Genomic DNA, 20,612 nt, shown 5'->3' with positions numbered 1-20,612 from the left:
CGACCGTGGACGATGCCGTCGACGGTTAGTGACTACACTGCCGCGGAACGACGTCCAAGAACTTAGGAGTACCGTGACACGCCGCCTCTTCACGTCCGAATCGGTCACGGAAGGCCACCCGGACAAGATCGCCGACCAGATCAGTGACGGCATCCTCGATGCCCTGTTGACGCAGGATCCGCACAGCCGAGTGGCCGTCGAGACCCTGATCACCACCGGTCAGGTGCACGTCGCCGGTGAGGTGACGACCAAGGCGTACGCCGACATCCCGACGATCGTGCGCGAGACGATCCTGGGTATCGGCTACGACTCGTCGAAGAAGGGTTTCGACGGGGCGTCCTGTGGGGTCAGTGTCTCCATCGGCGCCCAGTCGCCGGACATCGCGCAGGGCGTGGACAACGCGTTCGAGTTGCGTACCGGGACGTCGGAGAGCGCGTTGGACGCGCAGGGCGCCGGTGACCAGGGCATGATGTTCGGCTTCGCCTGCTCGGAGACGCCCGAGCTGATGCCGCTGCCGATCGCGCTCGCGCACCGGCTGGCCCGCCGGCTCGCCGCGGTACGCAAGGACGGCACGGTGCCCTACCTGCGTCCCGACGGCAAGACCCAGGTCACCATCGAGTACGACGGCCTGCGTCCGGTACGCCTGAACACGGTGGTGGTGTCCAGCCAGCACGCCGCGGACATCTCGTTGGAGTCGCTGCTCACCCCGGACGTGCGGGACCACGTCATCGCCCCGGAACTGGAGAGCCTGGAGCTGGACACCGAGGGCTACCGGCTGCTGGTCAACCCGACCGGCCGGTTCGAGATCGGTGGCCCGATGGGCGACGCGGGCCTGACCGGGCGGAAGATCATCGTGGACACCTACGGTGGCTACGCCCGCCACGGTGGTGGGGCCTTCTCCGGCAAGGATCCGTCGAAGGTCGACCGTTCGGCCGCGTACGCGATGCGGTGGGTGGCCAAGAACGTGGTGGCCGCCGGTCTCGCGGAGCGGTGCGAGGTGCAGGTGGCGTACGCGATCGGCAAGGCGCATCCGGTGAGCCTGTTCATCGAGACGTTCGGCACCGAGACGGTGCCGGTGGCCTCGATCGAGAAGGCGGTCACCGAGATCTTCGACCTGCGTCCCGCCGCCATCATCCGGGATCTGCACCTGCTGCGGCCGATCTACGCCCAGACCGCCGCCTACGGCCACTTCGGCCGCGAGCTGCCCGACCTGACCTGGGAGTCCACTGACCGCGCCGCCGACCTCAAGTCGGCCGCGGGAGCCTGACAACCACCCGGCGTGACGACCGGCGGCCCGCTGACGGGTCGCCGGTCGCCCGTGTCTGCGTCGATGTTGCCCTGGCCCACCTGGATCGGCCCTTCGACTACCTGGTTCCGCAGGCCCTCGCCGCCGACGCCGTGCCGGGGGTACGGGTGAAGGTGCGCTTCGCCGGCCAACTGGTAGACGGCTGGCTGCTGGAGCGGACCGAACGATCCGAGCACCCCCGGCTCGCGTACCTCGACAAGGTCGTGTCCCCGGTGCCGGTGCTCGCCCCGGAGGTGGCCAGGCTGGCCCGGGTCGTCGCCGACCGGTACGCCGGCAGCCTGGCCGACGTGCTGCGGCTGGCGGTTCCACCCCGGCACGCCCGGGTGGAGAAGGAGGTCACCGCCGAGGTCCGGGCGGCCGACGAGGCACCGGCCGACCCGCCAAGTTCACCGGCGCCGGAGGGATGGCGCGACTACCCGGCCGGGCCGGCGCTGCTGCGGGCACTTGCCGACGGGCGCTCGCCCCGTGCGGTGTGGTCGGCGTTGCCGGGGGAGGACTGGGCGGCCCGTTACGCCACCGCCGTCGCCGCCACGGTGGCCGCCGGCCGGGGCGCGCTGGTGGTGGTGGCCGACGGGCGGGACCTCGATCGGCTCGACGCCGCGCTGACCGCACGGCTCGGCTCGGGCCGGCATGTCTGCCTGTCGGCCGCCCTCGGGCCGGCGCGGCGCTACCGCGCGTTCCTGGCCGCCCGCCGTGGCGACGTCCCGGTGGTGATCGGCACCCGGGCTGCCATGTTCGCCCCGGTCGACCGGCTGGGACTGGTGGCCATCTGGGACGACGGTGACGATCTGCACGCCGAGCCGCGAGCCCCCTACCCGCACGCCCGGGAGGTGCTGCTGACCCGGGCCCAGTTGGCGGAGGCGGGCGCGCTGGTCGGCGGCTACGCCCGTACCGCCGAGGCGCAGTTGCTGGTGGAGACCGGCTGGGCCCGCGAGGTGATCGCCGACCGGGCGGTGCTGCGGGCGCGTACCCCCGCGATCGTGCCGACCGGCGACGATCCGCAACTGGCCCGCGATCCCGGTGCGGCGACCGCCCGGCTGCCCAGCCTGGCCTGGACCGCCGCCCGGGAGGCACTACGCGCGGATGCGCCGGTCCTGGTCCAGGTGCCCCGGCGCGGCTACCTGCCCTCGGTGGCCTGCGCCGACTGCCGTACGCCGGCCCGCTGCCCGCACTGCGCCGGCCCGCTCGCGTTGCCGTCGGCCGGCGGGTCGCCCGCCTGCCGCTGGTGCGCCCGGATCGCCGCCGCCTACGCCTGTCCGCAGTGTGGCGGGCGGCGACTGCGGGCCTCGGTGACCGGTGCCCGGCGGACCGCCGAGGAACTGGGGCGGGCCTTCCCGGGGGTGCCGGTGCGCACCTCCGGCCGGGAGGAGGTGCTGGCCGACGTCCCGGGCGGCGCTGGCCTGGTGATCGCGACCCCCGGGGCCGAGCCGGTGGCGACCGGCGGCTACGGCGCGGTGCTGCTGCTGGACACCTGGGCGTTGCTCACCCGCGCCGATCTGCGGGCCGGCGAGGAGGCGTTGCGGCGGTGGACCGGGGCCGCGGCGCTGGCCCGGCCGGCCGCTGCCGGGGGTCGGGTGGTGGTGGTCGCCGACGGCGCGCTCGCGCCGGTGCAGGCGCTGCTGCGCTGGGACGCCGGCTGGTTCGCGGCCCGGGAATTGGCCGAGCGGCGGGAGCTGGGCTTTCCGCCGGCGATGCGGATGGCCAGCGTGACGGGCCTGCCCGCCGCGGTCGCCGACCTGTTGGCGCAGGCGCGGCTGCCCGACGGGGCCGAAGTGCTCGGTCCGGTGCCGGCCGACGGCGAGCGGGAGCGGATGCTGGTGCGGGTGCCGAGGGCTCGGGCCGCCGACATGGCCGGCGCGCTGCACACGGCGGCCGGGGTACGCAGCGCCCGCAAGGCGACCGAGCCGGTACGCCTCCAGGTCGACCCGCTCGCGCTGTTCTGACCCAGCGGTGACGGTGTGTGCCGTGCCGACCGATGTCCCAAGAAGTGCGATATGTTACCTGATCATGACTGCCCGTATCGACTCGCCCGCTCACGGTCGCGTCCCGGAGGCAGACCGGCGCGAGGTGGTAGCATCGCCCGTCATGCCGGTGCGTACGGCGACTCCAGGTCGAGCTGGAGGTGTCCGAGGGCGGCGCGACGACGGCGGAACCGCGTCGGCCCGGCGCGGAAATCGATGATCTCAACCGGCCGGTGATCAGGGGTGGACAAGTCGTGACCGTTCGTCAGTCGATCGTCTTCAACGGTGACCTGGGCAGCGGCAAGAGCACGGTCTCCGTCGAGATCGCCAAGCGACTCGGCCTGCGCCGGGTCAGCGTCGGTGACCTCTACCGGCAGATGGCGCAGGAGCGGCAGATGACCGCGCTCCAGCTGAACCTGCACGCCGAGCTGGACCAGGCCGTCGACGGCTACGTCGACCAGCTCCAGCGCGACATCGCCGCCTCCGGCGAGAGTCTGGTCATGGACTCCCGGCTGGCCTGGCACTTCTTCACCGACGCACTCAAGGTGCACATGATCACCGAGCCGGGGGAGGCCGCCCGCCGCGTCCTGCTGCGCCCCTCCGGGCCGGCCGAGAGCTACACCTCACTGGACGAGGCAAAGGCCAAGCTCCGGGAACGCAGCGAGAGCGAGCGTGGCCGGTTCCTGGTCCGGTACGGCGTGGACAAGGCCAGGCTGCGCAACTACGACCTGATCTGCGACACCACCCGCGCGCCCGCCGACGAGGTGATCGAGCGCATCGTCGATGCGTACGAGGGGCGACTCGCGCCGGAGGTGCTGCGCGGTGCCCCGCCGCTGCTGCTGCTCGACCCTGGGCGGGTATACCCGACCGAGGACGTCACCGGATTGCGCGGTATGTGGGACTCGGCGCTCACCAGCGAGGTCGCCGCCGCCGGTGAGACCGGCCTGGAGCCGCTGGAGATCGGGTACACCGGCGAGTACTTCTTCGTGGTCAACGGGCACCGCCGGCTCAGCGCCGCGCTGCGTAACGGCTTCCGGCTGGTGCCGGGCCGGCTGGTCGCCGAGGTCGAGGAGCCCGTGGTCGGTGGGGTCAGCGCGATGGACTACTTCGCCGCGCAGGTCCGGCCCAGCCTGATCCACGACTGGGAGGCGGCCCACGACATCCACCTGCCGCTGCCCGAGCACGCCCTGCTCGCCGGCGACGCGGTGCTGGCGGGGGAGAGCGGCGTCGCCGGCTGAGCCCCGCCGCGCCTCGCCGTACGCCCCGGTTACCGCAGGTCACAGCGCTGCACGGGCATGATGGAGCCTCCTGGACACCGAGGAGGCCAGATGGACGTTAGTGAGGCGTTTGCGTCGCTCATGTCGCCCGAGGGACGGGTCGACCCGTATCCGGCGTACGAGCGGTTGCGTGCCCACGGACCGGTTGTGCAGGCCGGTCCGGGCCTGTACGCGGTCACCGGCCACGCCGAGGCCGACGAACTCCTCCGGGACGCCCGGATCCGGGTCCTCGACGGCCACCTGCGCGACCAGTTCCTGCCCGGCTGGCGGGAGAGCCCGGCCCTGTCCTCGATCGCCCGGTCGATGCTGCGGACCAACCCGCCCGACCACAGCCGGATGCGCCGGCTCGCCGCCGGCGCCTTCACCCCACGCCGGATCGGTGCCATGCGCGAGGTGGTCGCGGCGCAGACGGACGAGCTGATCGACGCGATGGCGGCGACCGGCCGGGACGGCCTTCCGGTCGACTTCATGGCCGAGTTCGCCTACCCGCTACCGGTCGGGGTGATCTGTGCGCTGCTCGGCGTGCCCGCCGCCGACCGCCCGCTGTTCCGGCGTTGGGCGGCCGACCTGACCGGTGCCCTGGAGCCCGAGATCACTCCGGCGGAGCTGGCCGTGGCCGATGCCGGCGCCGCCGAGCTGCGGGACTACTTCACCGAGCTGGTGGCCGACCGTCGCCGCCGCCCCGCCGACGACCTGACCACCGCCCTGGTACAGGCGCACGACTCCGGTGACCGGCTCTCCGGCGAGGAACTGCTGGCGAACCTGGTGATCCTGCTCGTCGCGGGCTTCGAGACCACCACCAACCTGCTCGGCAACGGGCTGGCGGTGCTGCTGGCCCATCCCCGGGCCGCCGACGTGCTGCGTCAGCACCCGCAGCACGCCCCGGCGTACGTGGACGAACTGCTCCGCTTCGACTCCCCGGTGCAGCTGACCACCCGGACCAGCGGCGAAACCGTTCGGCTCGGCGGGGTCGAGGTGCCCGCCGACAGTTGGATCCTGCTGCTGCTCGGCGCGGCCAACCGCGACCCCCGGCGGTACCCGCGGCCGGAGCGGTTCGACCCGTGGCGGGCGCAGCTGAATCCACTCTCCTTCGGCGCCGGGCCGCACTACTGCCTGGGAGCGGGGCTGGCCCGACTGGAGGCTCAGGTGGCCTTCCCGGCGCTGCTGCGCCGGCTGCCCGGGCTGGCGTCGGCCGGGCAGCCCCGGCGACGGATCCGGCTGACCTTGCGCGGGTACGACCACCTGCCGATCACCGTGGGTGAACCGCAGGCGGCCACGGTTGGTGGTGCGCCGGCCGGCACGGCCATCGGCAGTCCGTAGACTGGTACGGCACTACCGTCCCGCCGTGAAGGAGCCAACCCGCGTGACCGTCCAGCCCATCCGTCTGTTCGGGGATCCGGTGCTGCGCACGCCGGCCGATCCGGTGGTCGACTTCGACGTCGAGCTGCGCAAGCTCGTCGAGGACCTGACCGACACCATGCGTGAGCAGGGTGGTGCAGGTCTCGCCGCGCCGCAACTGGGTGTGGGCCTGCGGGTGTTCACCTTCGACGTCGACGACGTGCTCGGCCACCTGGTGAACCCGGTCCTGGAGTTTCCCGACGAGGAGGAGCAGGACGGCCCGGAGGGGTGCCTGTCCATTCCCGGGCTCTACTTCGACACCAAGCGCCGGCAGAACGTGATCGCCAAGGGCTTCAACGGTTACGGCGACCCGATGCAGATCGTCGGCACCGGGTTGATGGCCCGCTGCGTGCAGCACGAGACCGACCACCTCGACGGCGTGCTCTTCCTCGACCGGCTGGATGCGGCCGGCCGCAAGGAGGCGATGAAGGCGATCCGCCAGGCCGAGTGGTACGACGCCGCCGCGCCGCCCACAGTCAAGCTGAGCCCGCACGCCGCCGGCAGCCCGTTCGGTCTGGGGCGGTGACCGGGTGCGTGTGATCTTCGCCGGTACGCCGGCCGTCGCCGTTCCGGCCCTGGCCGCCGTGGCCGCCTCCCGGCATGAGCTGATCGCCGTGGTCACCCGCCCGGACGCGCCCGCCGGGCGCGGCCGAGGGCTGGTCCGCTCCCCGGTCGGTGCCTGGGCCGACGAGCACGGTGTCGAGGTGCTGACCCCCGCGCGTCCCCGGGAGCCGGAGTTCCTGGACCGGCTGCGCGAGCTGGCTCCGGACTGCGTGCCGGTGGTCGCCTACGGCGCGCTGGTGCCGCCGGTCGCGTTGGAGATCCCCCGGCACGGCTGGGTGAACCTGCACTTCTCGCTGCTGCCGGCGTGGCGGGGCGCCGCACCCGTGCAGCACGCCGTGCTGCACGGCGACGAGCTGACCGGGGCCAGCGTCTTCCAACTGGAGGAGGGGCTGGACACCGGCCCGGTCTACGGCACGCTCACTGACGAGATCCGGCCTACGGACACCTCCGGCGACCTGCTGGAGCGGTTGGCACACAGCGGCGCCGGGCTGCTGGTGGCGGTGCTGGACGCGCTGGAGGACGGCACCGCCAGGGCGCAGCCGCAGCCGGCCGACGGCGTCTCGCTGGCCCCGAAGCTCACCGTCGAGGACGCCCGGGTGCGCTGGGGCGACCCGGCCTTCGCGGTGGACCGGCGCATCCGCGCCTGCACCCCGGCCCCCGGCCCGTGGACGACCTTCCGGAACGAGCGGGTGAAGCTCGGCCCGGTCACCCCGGCAGCGGACGCGCCCGACCTCAAGCCCGGTGAGCTGCTCGTGGAGAAGGCGCGGGTGCTGGCCGGCACCGCCACCGTTCCGGTTCGTCTCGGCGAGGTGCGCGCGGCCGGCAAGCGGGCCATGCCGGCGACCGACTGGGCACGCGGTGCCCGCGTCGGTGCCGGGGAGGAGTTCGCGTGAGGGAGACCGCCGCCCGCCGCAGCGGAGAGCGTCGGGGGCGACCGATGGTCGACCGGCCACGGTACGCGGCGTACGAGGCGGTCGCGGCAGTGCACCGCGACGACGCGTACGCCAATCTGGCGCTACCGGCGATCCTGACCGACGCGGGGCTGGTCGGCCGGGACGCCGCCTTCGCCACCGAACTGACCTACGGCACGCTGCGCCACCTCGGCACGCTCGACGCGATCCTCACCGACGCGGCCGGGCGGGACGTGCAGCGGATCGACCCACCGGTCCGCGACGCGCTGCGCATCGGCGCGTACCAACTGCTGCACACCCGGGTGCCGGCGCACGCCGCGGTCTCCTCCACCGTCGACCTGGTCCGGGCGGTGGGCCAGGGCGCCACCGGCTTCGCCAACGCCGTGCTGCGCGAGGTCGCCACCCGCGACGTCGACGAGTGGGTGACTCGACTGGCACCGTCGATCGACAGCGACCCGGTCGGCCACCTCGCGCTGGCCTACAGTCATCCACAGTGGATCGTGCGGGCGTTCAACGAGGCGCTCGGTGGCGACTTCGGCGAGACCACCCGCCTGCTGATCGAGGACAACGAGCGCCCTCCGGTGCACCTGTGCGCCCGGCCCGGCCTGGTCGACCCGGTCGACCTCGCCGACGAGGTGGGTGGCGCGCCCGGCGCCTTCTCGCCGTACGCGGTCTACCTCGCCGGTGGCGCACCGGGCGAGCTGGCGGCGGTGGCCGACGGGCGGGCCCACGTCCAGGACGAAGGTTCCCAACTGGTGGCGAACGCGCTCGCGCTGGCACCGGTGGACGGGCCGGACGGCCGGTGGCTCGACCTGTGCGCCGGGCCGGGCGGCAAGTCCGGTCTGCTCGGGGCGCTCGCGGCGCAGCGGGACGCGCGGCTGACCGCCGTGGAGGTGGCCGAGCATCGGGCTCGGCTGGTCGCGGGCGCCACCCGGGGGCTGCCGGTCACTGTGCTGAACACCGACGGTCGGCTGGTGGGCACCGAGCCGAAACTGCCGGAGGAACACTTCGACCGGGTGCTTGTCGACGCGCCGTGCACCGGCCTCGGCTCGTTGCGCCGCCGGCCGGAGTCACGTTGGCGGCGTCAGCCGTCCGACCTGTCCGCCCTGACCCGGTTGCAGCGTGAGCTGCTCGCCGCCGGGTTGCGGGCGGCCCGGCCGGGTGGGCTGGTGGCCTACGTGACCTGTTCACCGCACACCGTGGAGACGCACGTGACGGTGACCGAGGCGGCCCGCCGCAGCGGGGTGCCGGTCGACTTCGTCGACGCCCGTACGGTGCTGCCGGCCGGCATGCCAGGGTTGGGCGACGGACCGACGGTGCAGCTGTGGCCGCACCGGCACGGCACCGACGCCATGTTCCTCGCCCTGCTCCGCCGCACCTGAGCCCGGCCCCGGCACCGCCGGGGATCCCTTTGTGGCGTGCCTGATCGGCAGACCGGCACCGTCCGGATCCGTTCGTGGGGTGCTGCGGACCCCGCCGCCGGGATCCGCTTGTGGCGTGCTGCGGACCGGCCGCCCGGACCCGCCCCGGGCGCGGCGGTCGGGGGAAGAGCCGCAGCGACCGGGGCGGGTGGCTATTCGGCGGACCGGACGGGTACCCAGTCCGTGAACCGTCGGTGCAGATCCGGGAGCTGTTCACCGGGCGATAGCCCGGCAAGCTGCTCCGCGGCCTCTTCGCGCAACTCCACCAGGTGCACCATGAGCGCCGGCTTGTCCTCCCGGTACACGGCGAGCAGATTCAGCTTCGCCGGCGAGCAGGGCCAGGCGGCACCGCAGGCCCGGCAGCGCCACGTCGGGCGGGACGGCACGTGCGCCTCGATCCGGCCGTTCATCCGGTCACGCTCGCGACGCCGGAGCGGGGCCGGGAGCGACGCTCGGCGTACGGGACGGGCGGGACGTTCACCGGCCGCATCCCCGCAGGTCGCAGGAACAGCGCCCGCCGCTGCGTCGCGTCCCCGTGCCGATCGAGCTGGTAGACGTCGACCCAGGCCCACCCGTCGTACGTCGTGCGTTCCAGGTGCCGGATCACTCGGACCAGGATCGGTTGGTGGAACTGCGGGGATGCTTCCCGGGCCAGGAGGTACACGCCGGGACGGACCCGAGGTGTTCCGCCCTCCCGCCCGGTCACCTGCCACGCGCCGGCTCTTGCACGGACATGGGTGCCTCCTCGGTCGTGGTTGGAGGGGGTCGCCCCGGTTGCTCGCCCAGGGGCGACCCCCGGCGACCCGGCGAGCGGGATTGCCGTCCCAAGGCCCGCACGCGCCGCCCACGAGAACCATCGCGTGGCGAATGTGGACGACTACAGGGCGTAGGCATAGGTTCTTCAGACGTCAAGGACGTCATGTGGGAGGCGGGCATGAATCAGGCGCTGAGGGCAGCCATGGTGGACGCGGGGGAAACCGCCGAGAGTCTCGCCGAACAGGTAGGCGTGGATCCCAAGACGGTCGCACGGTGGGTTGCCCCGGGGCGGGTGCCGCATCCCCGACACCGCGCGGCGGCGGCTGCGGCACTAGGGCGGGACATCGAGGACATCTGGCCGGACGTTTTGAAGCGGCGCGAGCCGTCCTGGCTCCGGCCGTGGGTGGAGACGGAACTCCAGGCCACCGCGCTGCGGTCCTTTCAAGTCGCGGTCATCCCGGGCCTGTTGCAGACCCCCGAGTACGCCACGGCGGTGCTCAGCAGCGGCCTGCTCGCCCCGGACGAGGTGGCCGGCTACGTCGAGACCCGGATGCGCCGGCAGTCGTCGGTCCTGGAACGGCGTAAACCGCCGCTCTTCGTCGCGGTCATCGACGAGTTCGCGCTTCGTCGCGGCGCCCCGGACATCATGCACCCGCAGCTGGATCACCTGGTGCGGCTGGCGCAGCGGCCCAACGTCCTGCTGCACGTACTGCCGCTCGACGCCGGCCTGCACCCCGGGCAGGCGGGGCCGTTCGTCATCGCCACGACGGAGGACGGCGACGTCGCGTACCTGGACGACCAGGCCGCCGGCCGGCTGACCAACGACACCGCCGCGCTCTGGTCCATTTGGGATACGCTGCGCTCGGTGGCGCTGCCGCGCCGCCAGACCATCGACTTCCTTGAGGCACGATCATGGCTGACCTGACCGGCGCCGTGTGGCGCACAAGCACCCGTAGCAGCTCGAACGGTGGCGACTGTGTCGAGGTCGCCGACAATCTTCCCGGCGTCGTCGGCGTCCGCGACTCGAAGGACCGGACCGGTCCGGCGTTGGTCTTCGCCCCGGCGGCCTGGCAGGCGTTCGTCGCCCGGGCCGCCGGGCGGTCCTGACCCGACCCGCGCGTAAGCGCCCGTCCCCGCACGGGGGTGGGCGCTTCGTCGTCAGCGCAGGAACCCATCGCACCCACCGCCCCGCCGCCCCACCCCGCACCCACCGCCTCGCCGCCCCACCCCGCCCCGACGATTCGGGTTCCTCACGTCGAAATCTTGGACAGTTTCCGTTATTCGCGAACGGAATCTCGCCAAGATCTCGCGGGCGACGGGCCGGGGCCGGGACGAAGCGGCCGGAGCTGGGGCTGGGGCTGGGTCAGTTGATGGGCAGGACCCGGGTGCCGGCGCCCTTCACCGATCGGGTCAGGGTGCGGTCGCTCATCCAGAGGAAGCACTGGACCGACCGGTTGCCGCTGCGCCACTCGCCTTCCGACGGGTGGTAGAAGATGGTGCCGACCCGGTACTGGAGGTTGCCGTCGTCCGGCACCTTGGCGTAGCGGGCGACGGCGCTGCGGCAACCTCGATGGCTCCGCCCCGGATTCTCCAGGAACTCCGACCAGCTGCTCTCCGGTGCCTGCCACAGACCCACGAACTCGGCCCGATGCTTCGCCGTGCACTTGACGGCGACCATCTCGGTCACCTCGTCGCCCTCGGTGCGGGCGTTGAAGCAGCCGTGCCGCAGCGGCGAGGACCCGTCCAGCGCACCGGCCAGGCTGGCCGTACGTCGTACCGGTATCGGGGTGTCGAGCCCGCGCAGCTCGTGGACGTCGCAGCGGAACCACCGGGCGCCGCCGGTCCACGCCTGCGGCGAGGGCAGGACGACGGTGAGCCCGATCCGGGCGCCGCGCCAGTCGCCGCCCAGTGTCTCGCGGACCTCACGGTCGCATTCGCCGAACGCGGCGCGCATCCCCTTGCTGCCGGCCGTCGGCAGTCGGGACCCGGTCGCTTCGGTGAGCGTTCCGACGTGCAGGGTTTCGGCCCGGTGCGGCTGCGCGCAGTCCACCGGTGCGTACGCGCTGAGGTAGCCGACCTCCTGCGGCTGCCCGTGGCAGGTGCCGGAGCCGGGCGTGAACACCGCCGGTGCGCTCATCGACGTCCAGTCGTCGACCAGGTCACCATCGGTGCCGGCCGGCCGGGTGCAGCCGGTCGCCGCCAGCGCCACCACGGTCGCCAGGGCGACTCCGGTCAGCCATCGTCGCATCCCCGTGGACCTCCCGCTCCCCGCTGTCGAAGCGGCAGCATACGGCACCGGATTCGGCGACCGTTCGAGCCGTTTCCGCACCGTACTCAGGTGACAGGCAGTCCCTGCGGGCCCACGCCGCGCATCGAGCCGGTGAGCTTGCGGTCGTCGCTCCACAGGATGCACCGCACCCCCCGGTCGCCCTCCTCCCATTCCCGCTGTGACGGCGGGTAGAAGATGGAACCGGCGCGGTAGGGCAGGTCGGCGTTGTTGGGCACGTCCGCGAAGGCGGCGATCAGCTCCATGCACCGCTTGTGGGCCTGGCCGGCCGAACGGACGAACTGCTCCCAGCTCATGTCCTGCTCGACGTAGACACCGACGAACTCGGCGCCGTGCGGCTCGGTGCACAGCACCGGGGCCATGTAGTTGAGGCTGTCGCCGATGAGCTTCGGGTCGAAGCAACGGTGCACCAGCGGTGAGTCGCCGATCAGTGCGCCACGCAGGCTGCCGGTGCGGTTGACCGGCCGGGTGTTGTCGATGCTGTCGGTCTCGCTCAGGTCGCAGCGGAACCAGCGGGCACCACCGTTCCAGGCCGGCGCCGACGGCAGCGAGATGTTGAGCGTCAACCGGGCGGTGTGCCAGTCACCGCCGAGCACCAGGCGCGCCCGCTGGTCGCACTCCGCGCGGGCGGTACGCAGCGCCGCCGACCCCGGTTCCGGGCGTTCACCCTCGGCGGCTGCGTCGGTGAACGTGCCGACGTGGATTGCCTCGGCGAGATGGTTGCGAGCACAGTCCACGGTCTCGTAGGTGCTCGCCTGGACCACCGCGGTGATCCGGGGCAGGCAGGCGTCGGTGGCCGGCACGAACATGGTCGGCGCCCGCAGTGTCTGCCAGTCGTCGGTGAGATCGCCGTCGGTCCCACCCGGCCGCACGCAGCCGCTGAGCACCATCGCAGCCACACTGGCCAGCGCCAGTGCCGCGAGCCACCGTCGCATCGTCCGCCCTTTCCGGGAGCTGCCGCCCGGCTGCCGGCTCCCGCGCCCACCGGCATGCACGATACGTCACCGTCCCCGATGGAGTGTTGCCGCGAATCGGTCGCCTGGCCAGTGGAAGCTGAGCTTCATTCCGTTTCATCGGTTCGAAGGGGGTCATTCTGCACCATTGGTCACCTCCGGGTCACGGGGTGTCCCGGTTGCTGGCACGCTGCCGCGGCTGCTGGCCGCGTTCGTACACTGGCCCTGTGACCGTACCGCCGCCGATCGTCGCGCCCAGCATCCTCGCCGCCGATTTCTCCCGTCTCGCCGAGGAGGTCCGTGCCGTCGAGGACGCCGCGGACTGGTTGCACGTCGACGTCATGGACAACCACTTCGTGCCGAACCTGACCATCGGGCTGCCCGTGGTGCAGAGCCTGCGGGCCGCCACCAAGCTGCCCTTCGACGTGCACCTGATGATCACCGACCCGAAGCGTTGGGCGCCCGGCTACGCCGACGCGGGGGCGTACAACGTCACGTTCCACGCCGAGGCCTGCGACGACCCGGTGGCGTTGGCCCGGGACCTGCGGGCGGCCGGCGCCAAGGCGGGGCTGGCGATCGACCGGGACACCCCGATCGAGCCGTACCTCGACCTGCTGCCCAGCTTCGACACGCTGCTGGTCATGACCATCAAGGCCGGGTTCGGCGGGCAGCGCTTCCTCCCGCAGCTGTTGGACAAGGTCCGCACCGCGCGCCGCCATGTCGACGCCGGCCACCTGGAGCTGCGCATCGAGGTCGACGGCGGGATCGCCGCCGACACCATCGAGCAGGCGGCTGCGGCGGGCGCCGACGCCTTCGTGGCCGGCACCGCCGTCTACGGCGCCGACGACCCGGCCGAGGCGGTACGCCGGCTGCGCGGGCTGGCCGAACGCGCGGCGGCCGGGGCCTGACGTGGACACCCCCGACGACGATCGCAAGGACGTGATCCTCGTCGTCGACGACGACGAGGACATCGCCCGCTTCGTCGAGTTCAACCTGCGTCTCCAGGGCTTCGACGTGATCCTCGCCGCCGACGGTCAGGAGGCGTTGGAGCTGATCGAACGCCAGCGGCCCGACCTGGCCGTGGTCGACCTGATGATGCCGCGGGTGGACGGGCTGGAACTGACCCGGCGACTGCGCGCCGATCCGATGACCGCCGCCCTGCCGGTGATCATGCTGACGGCCAAGGGGATGACCCAGGACAAGGTCCACGGGCTCAACGCCGGGGCCGACGACTATCTGGTCAAGCCCTTCGACAATGCCGAGCTGGTCGCCCGGGTCAGCTCCACGCTGCGGCGCAACAAGGAGTTCCGGGAGGTCTCCCCGCTGACCGGCCTGCCGGGCAACAGCCGGATCCGCCGGGAGATCGCCGACCGGGTCCGTGGCGGCGCGGACTACGCCGTCGGCTACATCGACATCGACCGGTTCAAGAGCGTCAACGACAGGTACGGGTTCGTCCGGGGCGACGGCTTCATCTCCGCGCTCGCCCGCAGCCTGCACCGGGCGGTCGTCGCGGTGGCCCTGCCGCCGGCCTTCCTCGGCCACGTCGGCGGTGACGACTTCGTCTTCGTGTGCACGCCCGAGCAGGTACGGCCACTGACCCTGCGGGTTTCGTCGGACTTCGAGAAGGCCGCGGACGCCCTCTACGATCCCACCGACCGGGAACGCGGCTACGTGGAGTTGAAGGACCGGCGGGGCAACATCCGCCGGGCGGCGCTGGTCACCCTCTCCATCGGGGTCGCCATCTCCGACGCCGACAAGCGCATCACCAACCCGCTGGAGGCGATGACCGTCGCCTCCGAGATGAAGACCGTGGCCAAGAGCCAACCCGGCTCGTACGTGGCGGTGGATCGCCGTCGCGGCGTCGCCGACCCCGGTAACCGTCATGTGAAGTAGCTCGCCCGGGTGGCCCGGTGCCCCGCCGGACGTGTAAGACTTTGCTCAGTACCCACCACGCGCTGGCGGGACTCGGTGTAATTCCGAACCGGCGGTGATCCACGGTCCGACCGTGGTAAGCCCGCGACCCGGGAGCGGTTCGTCCGCCCGGTGGACCTGGTGAGAATCCGGGGCCGACGGTTGGGGGCGGCTCGTCCGCGCCCAGACAGTCCGGATGGGAGACAGCGCGCGGGACGGAAGGGAGCCGTGTGGCTCGCCGGGCTCCGGCGTGCGCGCGTCCCGGCCGGGGCGGCTGTGCCGTACCCGGATTCCGCTGCCTGCCCGTGGCCACCCGGCCGACCTCCCCGCCCGCGCGTACGAGCGAGAGGGCAGCGGCAGGCGATGGCAAGCGTCTCCGTGGACGAGGCGATGCGTCGCGCGATCGAACTCGCGGCGCGCGGGCTCGGCACCACCAGTCCCAACCCGGTCGTCGGCTGCGTGCTGCTCGACGCCGACGGCGAGGTGGTGGGCGAGGGCTTCCACGCGTACGCCGGGGGACCGCACGCCGAGATCGTCGCGTTGGCCCAGGCCGGCCAGCGGGCCAAGGGCGGCACGGCGGTGGTCACTCTGGAACCCTGCGACCACGTCGGCCGCACCAGCCCCTGTAGCACCGCGCTGGTCCAGGCGGGGGTGGCCCGGGTCGTCATCGCGGTACCGGACCCCAATCCCGTCGCCACCGGCGGCGCAGCCACGTTGCGCGCCGCCGGGGTCCGGGTCGACCTGGGGGTACGCGAGGCCGAGGCGGAGAGCGGCAACGTGGCCTGGCTGACCGCCATGCGTCGGGGCTGGCCGTACGTGATCTGGAAGTACGCCGCGACCCTGGACGGCCGCTCCGCGGCGGCCGACGGCACCAGCATGTGGATCACGTCCGAGGCGGCCCGGATGGACGTGCACGCGTTGCGCGCCACCGTCGACGCGGTGGTCGTCGGGGTCGGCACGGTCCTCGCCGACGATCCCCGCCTCACCGTGCGCAACCTGCGCGACGGCAGCCTGGCCATCCGGCAGCCGCTGCGCGTGGTGGTCGACTCGGTCGGGCGTACCCCGGATGACGCCCGGGTCCGCGACGGCGCCGCCCGCACCTGGGTGGCCACCGCCGAGGAGGTGGGCACCGGCCCGGACGGTGGCGTCGACCTGCCGGCGCTGCTCGCCGCCCTGCACACCCGTGGGGTACGGGCCGTGCTGCTGGAGGGCGGGCCCCGGCTCGCCGGGGCGTTCCTCGCCGCCGGCCTGGTCGACCGGGTGGTCGGCTACCTCGCGCCCCGGCTGCTCGGGGCCGGACCCGCCGCGCTTGTCGACGCGGGTGTGACCACCATCGCCGAGGCCATCGACCTGGAACTCACCGACGTTACGCAGGTCGGTCCCGACCTGCGGATCACCGCGCTGCCCCGAAAGAGGGAGGGCTAGGCATGTTCACCGGCATCGTCGAGGAACTGGGCGAGGTCGTCGGGGTGACCCCGACGGCGGAGGACTCGTCTCTGGTAGCGGTCCGTGGCCCACTGGTCACCTCCGACGCACGGCACGGCGACTCGATCGCGGTCAACGGGGTCTGCCTGACCGTCGTCGAGGTCGACGGCGGGGTGTTCACCGCCGACGTGATGGGCGAGACGCTGCGCCGCTCGGCGCTCGGCGCGCTGCGTACCGGCGACCGGGTCAACCTGGAGCGGGCCGCCACGCTGGGCAGCCGCCTCGGCGGTCACCTGGTGCAGGGGCACGTCGACGGCGTGGGTGAGGTGCTTTCCCGCGAGCCGGCGCCGCGCTGGGAGACGGTCCGGTTCCGGTTGCCCGCCGCGCTGTCCCGGTACGTGGTGGAGAAGGGCTCGATCACCGTCGACGGGGTCTCGCTGACCGTGGCCGAGGTGGGCGACGGCTGGTTCGTCGTCGGCCTGATCCCCACCACCCTCTCGGCGACCACGCTCGGCAACCGGTCGGTGGGTGACCCGGTCAACCTGGAGATGGACGTGCTGGCCAAGTACGTCGAGCGGCTGCTGGCCGGCCGTGCGGCCGACGGAGCGGAGGTGCCGGCATGACCTTCGCCGACATCGAGCAGGCCCTGGCCGAGATCGCCGCCGGCCGTCCGGTCGTGGTGGTCGACGACGCCGACCGGGAGAACGAGGGTGACCTGATCTTCGCGGCCGAGCTGGCCACCCCGGAGCTGCTGGCCTTCACGGTGCGGCACACCTCGGGCTTCATCTGCGTACCGCTCACCGAGAGCGAGTGCGACCGGCTCGACCTGCCGCCCATGCACCACACCAACCAGGACCGGCGGCAGACCGCCTACACGGTGACCGTCGACGCCCGGGAAGGAGTCACCACCGGCATCTCGGCGGCCGACCGGGCACACACCATCCGGCTGCTCGCCGACCCGGCCACCGGCCCGACGGACCTGGCCCGCCCGGGGCACGTGGTGCCGCTGCGGGCCCGCTCGGGTGGGGTGCTGCGGCGGCCCGGGCACACCGAGGCGGCCGTGGACCTGACCCGGCTGGCCGGGCTGCGCCCGGCCGGGGTGCTCTGCGAGCTGGTCAACGACGACGGCACCATGATGCGGCTGCCGGACCTGGAGAAGTTCTGCGCCGAGCACTCGCTGACCCTGGTCACAATCGCGGATCTGATCGCCTACCGGCGGCGTACCGAGAAGCAGGTCGAGCTGGTCGCGGACGCCCGGATGCCCACCGAGCACGGGGTGTTCCGGGCCCTGGGCTACCGCAGCGAGTACGACTCGGCCGAGCACGTGGCGCTGGTGATGGGCGACATCGGCGACGGCCGTGACGTGCTGGTCCGGGTGCACTCGGAGTGCCTGACCGGTGACGTCTTCTCGTCGGTGCGCTGCGACTGCGGGCCGCAGCTCAACGCCGCCCTGGACCGGGTGGCCCGCGAGGGGCGGGGCGTGGTCCTCTACGTGCGTGGTCACGAGGGGCGTGGTATCGGGCTGCTGCACAAGCTCCAGGCGTACCAGTTGCAGGACCAGGGCCGCGACACGGTGGACGCCAACCTCGACCTCGGCCTGCCGGCCGACGCGCGTGACTACGGCACCGGCGCGCAGATCCTCTACGACCTCGGGGTCCGCTCGATGCGGTTGTTGACCAACAACCCGGCCAAGCGGGCGGGGCTGGAGGGCTACGGACTGACCGTCACCGGCCGCGAGGGGCTGCCGGTGCGCCCGCACCCGGAAAACGTACGTTACCTGCGGACCAAGCGGGACCGGATGGGTCACCTGCTCGACCAGCTTGACGAGGTGGCCGAGGCGCCGATGGGGCGTCCGGTGCCGGGCAGAGAGATCGGAGCGTAGGAGAGATGGCGGGTTTCGGGGAGCCGGGTACGGCTCCGGTGGACGCGGCCGGGATGACCGTCGGTGTGGTCGCCGCGCGCTGGCACGGTGACCTGACCGACCACATGCTCGACCGGGCGGTCGCCGCCGCGCAGGCGTGCGGTGCGCGGGCGGTGGTGGCCCGGGTGGCCGGCTCGGTGGAGCTGCCCGTGGTGGCGCAGGCCCTGGCCCGGCGCTGTGACGTGGTGGTCGCCCTCGGCGTGGTGGTACGCGGTGCCACCGCCCACTTCGACTACGTCTGCCGCTCGGTCACCGACGGCCTGACCCGGGTCGCCCTGGACGAGGGCAAGCCGGTCGCCCACGGCGTGCTCACCGTCGACACCATCGAGCAGGCCCGCGACCGTGCCGGCCTGCCCGACTCCGCCGAGGACAAGGGCTGGTCGTCGACGGTGGCCGCCCTCGACGCCGCCCTCGCCATCCGCCAGACCGCCGCCGCCGGCAACTACCCTGTCGGTTTCGGCGCCTGACGGTTGCGGCGTCGGCGGTTCAGCTCTCCTCCTCGTTCGGATCGAACTGTGCCTGGACGGCCTGCTCGACCGCCGCTGAGGACAGCGGGGTGACGGTCTGACCACTGATCGAGCAGCCGGCCCAGTAGCTGCCGGTGGCCTGCGAGCCCTGGATGCTCCAGTAGTCGCTGTCGCACCGGGCGACGTCCCGGTTCACGTCGTCCAGGTCGGCGTCACTGAGCAGCACGTGCGGGATGCCGGTCTTGCTGACGTACATGAAGTTCTTCGGCAGGTAGATCGTCACGTTGTCCACGCCGGCGGTGACCAGGTGGTTGGCCAGCGCGCTGATGTCGTGTCCGGTGTGGCAGACGAGGAACCACAGGGTGTGGCCGCTGATCCCGGCCGGGGTGAACTTCGCGGCCAGGTCCTGGGCGAACTCGTCCAGCCACCGTCCGCCGATCCACGGTGCCTCCTGCCCGGACCGGGGATCGATGTCGTAGCCGGAGTGGGCGAGGATCAGGACCGGCTCGCCGGGCTTGAGCGCCGGCTTCAGCGGGGTCTGCATCTCGGCGATCGTGCTGTTCAGCACGGCCCGGGTGACGTGCTGCGCCACCGCCTTGTTCGCCCGGAGGCGCTTGACGTCGGCCGCGAACTCGCGGCTGATCTTGCTCTTGCTCTCGATGATCCAGATCATGGGGTCTCCCGGCGACGAGGGGCTGTCGCCTCAGGATGCGTCCATCAGCCGGCGACCAGCATCGACCAGTCCTCTTCCGAACAGTCGGAAACCGGCTTCGACCGTGCTCACGTGAGTTCGGGCGCTCCCGCTTCCTGGGCGAGCCACCGCTCCTCCAACTGCTTGAGGACGCCCTCGGAGGCGAGCTGTCCGACCGTCGCGCTGACGCAACCGGTGAGTGGCGAGTCCTTCTCCAGCAGCAGTCCGAACGCCTCCGGGCTGCCCACCTGGGGTAGCTGTCCGACGATCACCGCGTCGTCGATCTCCGTCCCGGCGATTGTGAACGCGGTGGGCAGATCCACCACCAGGCCGTCGATCCGACCGTTCCGCAGCGCCTTGGTGGCCTCGTCGCGGGATTTGTAGGTCCGCGGTTCGGAGCTCGGCCGCACCAGATCGGTGATGGCCTGGTGGCCGGTCGTGCCGGCCTGGGCGCCGAGCCGGGCGTCACGCAGTTCGGCCAGCGCGGCCCCGCCTGCGATCTCGGTGGACTTCAGCGTGATCACCGCCTGCCGGACCAGGTGGTACGGCGCGGAGAAGTCGACCGCCTGCTTGCCCTCGTCGCTGATCGAGAACTGGTCGATGCCGAAGTCGAAGGTCTTCGGCCCGGGGGCGACAGCGGCCTCGGACCCCACCCGTGTCCAGGTGACGTCGTCGCGGGCGTAGCCGAGCTGTTCGGCCACCGCGTAGGCCACGGCGGACTCGAAGCCCTGACCGTTGTCCGGCTTGTCGTCGACGAACCACGGCTGGCGGACCGCCGCACCGGTGGCGATGGTGAGCTTGCCCGCAGTCTCGGTGGGCAGGCTGTCCTTGGCGCACGGCATCGACACGGTCGGCATGGGCGCGGGCTGGGCCTGCGGCGTGCAGGCGCTGGCCGCGAGCAGAACGGCCGCTGCGGAGGCGAAGGCGAGGGTACGCGGGGTGGTGACCATGGCGGACAGCGTACGACCAACATAGGTGGGGATCGAAGGGTTGTCCCACCGTGCCGGTGTCGGATGCGTTCCGTCCACCGGTCACCATCGACCCGGTGCGCGGGTCGACCCTGGGCGACTGCGAGAATCCGTCTCCGTGAAGACGTTCGAGGAGTTGTTCGCGGAGTTGCAGGCCAAGGCCGCGGCCGGCACCCCCGGCTCGGGCACGGTCGCCGCACTGGAGCAGGGCGTGCACTTCATCGGCAAGAAGGTCGTCGAGGAGGCGGCCGAGTCGTGGATGGCCGCCGAGCACGAGGGGCCCGAGCGCACCGCCGAGGAGATCTCCCAGCTGCTCTACCAGGTCCAGGTGCTGATGCTCGCCACCGGTCTCGACCTGAAGGACGTCTACCGACATCTGTGAGTGCCCCCACCGT

General features: G+C 72.5%; 22 protein-coding genes. 16 read left to right on the top strand and 6 right to left on the bottom strand.

Translation table 11 applies throughout. The features are described 5' to 3' along the window. Window positions 1–73 precede the first annotated feature (73 nt). The 7 genes from metK (at window position 74) to O7624_RS05200 (ending at window position 8,799) form a co-directional block, all read left to right on the top strand. Window positions 74–1,267: a methionine adenosyltransferase gene (gene metK / locus O7624_RS05230; RefSeq protein ID WP_093404322.1), complete on the top strand. Its 1,194-nt coding sequence runs from the start codon at window positions 74–76 to the stop codon at window positions 1,265–1,267. Further along, the gene (locus O7624_RS05225; protein ID WP_282240543.1) at window positions 1,264–3,249 is read left to right on the top strand and encodes a primosomal protein N'; all 1,986 of its coding nucleotides are present in this window, start codon (window positions 1,264–1,266) and stop codon (window positions 3,247–3,249) included. The genes metK and O7624_RS05225 overlap by 4 nt, the downstream gene beginning before the upstream one ends. A 272-nt stretch (window positions 3,250–3,521) precedes the next feature. After that, on the top strand, window positions 3,522–4,505 hold the full coding sequence (locus tag O7624_RS05220) for an AAA family ATPase (RefSeq protein ID WP_282239146.1): 984 nt from the start codon (window positions 3,522–3,524) through the stop codon (window positions 4,503–4,505). Window positions 4,506–4,595: 90 nt separating this feature from the next. Further along, the gene (locus tag O7624_RS05215; RefSeq protein WP_282239145.1) at window positions 4,596–5,864 is read left to right on the top strand and encodes a cytochrome P450; all 1,269 of its coding nucleotides are present in this window, start codon (window positions 4,596–4,598) and stop codon (window positions 5,862–5,864) included. A 43-nt stretch (window positions 5,865–5,907) separates the two neighbouring features. Next, window positions 5,908–6,468 (top strand): peptide deformylase, encoded by a 561-nt coding sequence (gene def, locus O7624_RS05210; RefSeq protein ID WP_093404792.1) that lies wholly within the window; start codon window positions 5,908–5,910, stop codon window positions 6,466–6,468. A 4-nt stretch (window positions 6,469–6,472) separates the two neighbouring features. After that, window positions 6,473–7,399 carry a methionyl-tRNA formyltransferase gene (fmt, locus tag O7624_RS05205; RefSeq protein ID WP_282239144.1) on the top strand — a complete coding sequence of 309 codons (927 nt, stop codon included), beginning with the start codon at window positions 6,473–6,475 and terminating at the stop codon, window positions 7,397–7,399. A gap of 44 nt (window positions 7,400–7,443) precedes the next feature. Beyond that, on the top strand, window positions 7,444–8,799 hold the full coding sequence (locus O7624_RS05200; protein ID WP_282240542.1) for a transcription antitermination factor NusB: 1,356 nt from the start codon (window positions 7,444–7,446) through the stop codon (window positions 8,797–8,799). A 191-nt stretch (window positions 8,800–8,990) separates the two neighbouring features. Here O7624_RS05200 and O7624_RS05195 read toward each other — a convergent pair whose 3' ends face one another. Both O7624_RS05195 and O7624_RS05190 read right to left on the bottom strand, forming a co-directional pair. Further along, window positions 8,991–9,248, bottom strand: a complete 258-nt coding sequence (locus O7624_RS05195) for a flavin reductase (RefSeq protein WP_282239143.1) — start codon at window positions 9,246–9,248, stop codon at window positions 8,991–8,993. Continuing rightward, entirely contained in the window at window positions 9,245–9,544 is a 300-nt protein-coding gene (locus O7624_RS05190) for a hypothetical protein (RefSeq protein WP_210939315.1), read from the bottom strand. Before O7624_RS05190 ends, O7624_RS05195 begins: the two co-directional genes overlap by 4 nt. Before the next feature lie 228 nt (window positions 9,545–9,772). Here O7624_RS05190 and O7624_RS05185 point away from each other — a divergent pair, with 228 nt between their 5' ends. Together O7624_RS05185 and O7624_RS05180 are read left to right on the top strand one after the other, a co-directional pair. Then, complete coding sequence (locus O7624_RS05185; RefSeq protein ID WP_282239142.1) at window positions 9,773–10,519, top strand: DUF5753 domain-containing protein; 747 nt, start codon at window positions 9,773–9,775, stop codon at window positions 10,517–10,519. After that, window positions 10,507–10,701 carry a DUF397 domain-containing protein gene (locus O7624_RS05180; protein ID WP_093404304.1) on the top strand — a complete coding sequence of 65 codons (195 nt, stop codon included), beginning with the start codon at window positions 10,507–10,509 and terminating at the stop codon, window positions 10,699–10,701. The genes O7624_RS05185 and O7624_RS05180 overlap by 13 nt, the downstream gene beginning before the upstream one ends. Before the next feature lie 256 nt (window positions 10,702–10,957). On the opposite strand, the gene O7624_RS05175 is transcribed toward O7624_RS05180, so the two are convergent. Together O7624_RS05175 and O7624_RS05170 are read right to left on the bottom strand one after the other, a co-directional pair. Next, entirely contained in the window at window positions 10,958–11,842 is an 885-nt protein-coding gene (locus tag O7624_RS05175) for a septum formation family protein (RefSeq protein WP_282239141.1), read from the bottom strand. 86 nt (window positions 11,843–11,928) lie between these two features. Next, window positions 11,929–12,816 (bottom strand): septum formation family protein, encoded by an 888-nt coding sequence (locus tag O7624_RS05170; protein WP_282239140.1) that lies wholly within the window; start codon window positions 12,814–12,816, stop codon window positions 11,929–11,931. Between the two features lie 245 nt (window positions 12,817–13,061). On the opposite strand from O7624_RS05170, the gene rpe reads away from it, so the two are divergent. The 6 genes from rpe to ribH all read left to right on the top strand — a co-directional run bounded on the left by rpe (window position 13,062) and on the right by ribH (window position 18,558). Then, window positions 13,062–13,742 carry a ribulose-phosphate 3-epimerase gene (rpe, locus tag O7624_RS05165; protein ID WP_093404294.1) on the top strand — a complete coding sequence of 227 codons (681 nt, stop codon included), beginning with the start codon at window positions 13,062–13,064 and terminating at the stop codon, window positions 13,740–13,742. Further along, window positions 13,627–14,727: a response regulator gene (locus O7624_RS05160; protein WP_282240541.1), complete on the top strand. Its 1,101-nt coding sequence runs from the start codon at window positions 13,627–13,629 to the stop codon at window positions 14,725–14,727. Before rpe ends, O7624_RS05160 begins: the two co-directional genes overlap by 116 nt. A gap of 381 nt (window positions 14,728–15,108) precedes the next feature. Then, window positions 15,109–16,170, top strand: a complete 1,062-nt coding sequence (gene ribD, locus O7624_RS05155; protein WP_093404288.1) for a bifunctional diaminohydroxyphosphoribosylaminopyrimidine deaminase/5-amino-6-(5-phosphoribosylamino)uracil reductase RibD — start codon at window positions 15,109–15,111, stop codon at window positions 16,168–16,170. Window positions 16,171–16,172: 2 nt separating this feature from the next. Then, window positions 16,173–16,793 carry a riboflavin synthase gene (locus O7624_RS05150; RefSeq protein ID WP_282239139.1) on the top strand — a complete coding sequence of 207 codons (621 nt, stop codon included), beginning with the start codon at window positions 16,173–16,175 and terminating at the stop codon, window positions 16,791–16,793. Then, complete coding sequence (locus O7624_RS05145) at window positions 16,790–18,052, top strand: bifunctional 3,4-dihydroxy-2-butanone-4-phosphate synthase/GTP cyclohydrolase II (protein WP_282239138.1); 1,263 nt, start codon at window positions 16,790–16,792, stop codon at window positions 18,050–18,052. The genes O7624_RS05150 and O7624_RS05145 overlap by 4 nt, the downstream gene beginning before the upstream one ends. Before the next feature lie 5 nt (window positions 18,053–18,057). Next, a complete protein-coding gene (gene ribH / locus O7624_RS05140) occupies window positions 18,058–18,558 on the top strand; it encodes a 6,7-dimethyl-8-ribityllumazine synthase (RefSeq protein ID WP_093404283.1) in 501 nt (166 codons plus the stop codon). A 19-nt stretch (window positions 18,559–18,577) separates the two neighbouring features. On the opposite strand, the gene O7624_RS05135 is transcribed toward ribH, so the two are convergent. Then, window positions 18,578–19,231 carry a hypothetical protein gene (locus O7624_RS05135; RefSeq protein WP_093404282.1) on the bottom strand — a complete coding sequence of 218 codons (654 nt, stop codon included), beginning with the start codon at window positions 19,229–19,231 and terminating at the stop codon, window positions 18,578–18,580. A gap of 107 nt (window positions 19,232–19,338) precedes the next feature. Further along, a complete protein-coding gene (locus O7624_RS05130) occupies window positions 19,339–20,199 on the bottom strand; it encodes an ABC transporter substrate-binding protein (protein ID WP_282239137.1) in 861 nt (286 codons plus the stop codon). Between the two features lie 118 nt (window positions 20,200–20,317). Here O7624_RS05130 and O7624_RS05125 point away from each other — a divergent pair, with 118 nt between their 5' ends. Then, window positions 20,318–20,599: a phosphoribosyl-ATP diphosphatase gene (locus tag O7624_RS05125; RefSeq protein ID WP_348774987.1), complete on the top strand. Its 282-nt coding sequence runs from the start codon at window positions 20,318–20,320 to the stop codon at window positions 20,597–20,599. Window positions 20,600–20,612: the final 13 nt, after the last annotated feature.

This window comes from Verrucosispora sp. WMMD1129, assembly GCF_029581255.1.
GTDB lineage: Bacteria > Actinomycetota > Actinomycetes > Mycobacteriales > Micromonosporaceae > Micromonospora > Micromonospora sediminimaris.
Note: the sequence above shows the minus strand (reverse complement) of the source record. Positions and strands in the feature narration are given on the sequence as shown.

Excerpts from the sequence above, each read along its gene's own strand:
- O7624_RS05150 (WP_282239139.1), top strand. The coding sequence starts at position 16,173 with ATGTTCACCGGCATCGTCGAGGAACTGGGCGAGGTCGTCGGGGTGACC.
- O7624_RS05185 (WP_282239142.1), top strand. The coding sequence starts at position 9,773 with ATGAATCAGGCGCTGAGGGCAGCCATGGTGGACGCGGGGGAAACCGCC.
- O7624_RS05130 (WP_282239137.1), bottom strand. The coding sequence starts at position 20,199 with ATGGTCACCACCCCGCGTACCCTCGCCTTCGCCTCCGCAGCGGCCGTT.
- ribD (WP_093404288.1), top strand. The coding sequence starts at position 15,109 with ATGGCAAGCGTCTCCGTGGACGAGGCGATGCGTCGCGCGATCGAACTC.
- O7624_RS05145 (WP_282239138.1), top strand. The coding sequence starts at position 16,790 with ATGACCTTCGCCGACATCGAGCAGGCCCTGGCCGAGATCGCCGCCGGC.
- ribH (WP_093404283.1), top strand. The coding sequence starts at position 18,058 with ATGGCGGGTTTCGGGGAGCCGGGTACGGCTCCGGTGGACGCGGCCGGG.
- O7624_RS05170 (WP_282239140.1), bottom strand. The coding sequence starts at position 12,816 with ATGCGACGGTGGCTCGCGGCACTGGCGCTGGCCAGTGTGGCTGCGATG.
- O7624_RS05195 (WP_282239143.1), bottom strand. The coding sequence starts at position 9,248 with ATGAACGGCCGGATCGAGGCGCACGTGCCGTCCCGCCCGACGTGGCGC.
- O7624_RS05215 (WP_282239145.1), top strand. The coding sequence starts at position 4,596 with ATGGACGTTAGTGAGGCGTTTGCGTCGCTCATGTCGCCCGAGGGACGG.
- O7624_RS05180 (WP_093404304.1), top strand. The coding sequence starts at position 10,507 with ATGGCTGACCTGACCGGCGCCGTGTGGCGCACAAGCACCCGTAGCAGC.
- O7624_RS05175 (WP_282239141.1), bottom strand. The coding sequence starts at position 11,842 with ATGCGACGATGGCTGACCGGAGTCGCCCTGGCGACCGTGGTGGCGCTG.
- O7624_RS05135 (WP_093404282.1), bottom strand. The coding sequence starts at position 19,231 with ATGATCTGGATCATCGAGAGCAAGAGCAAGATCAGCCGCGAGTTCGCG.
- O7624_RS05200 (WP_282240542.1), top strand. The coding sequence starts at position 7,444 with ATGGTCGACCGGCCACGGTACGCGGCGTACGAGGCGGTCGCGGCAGTG.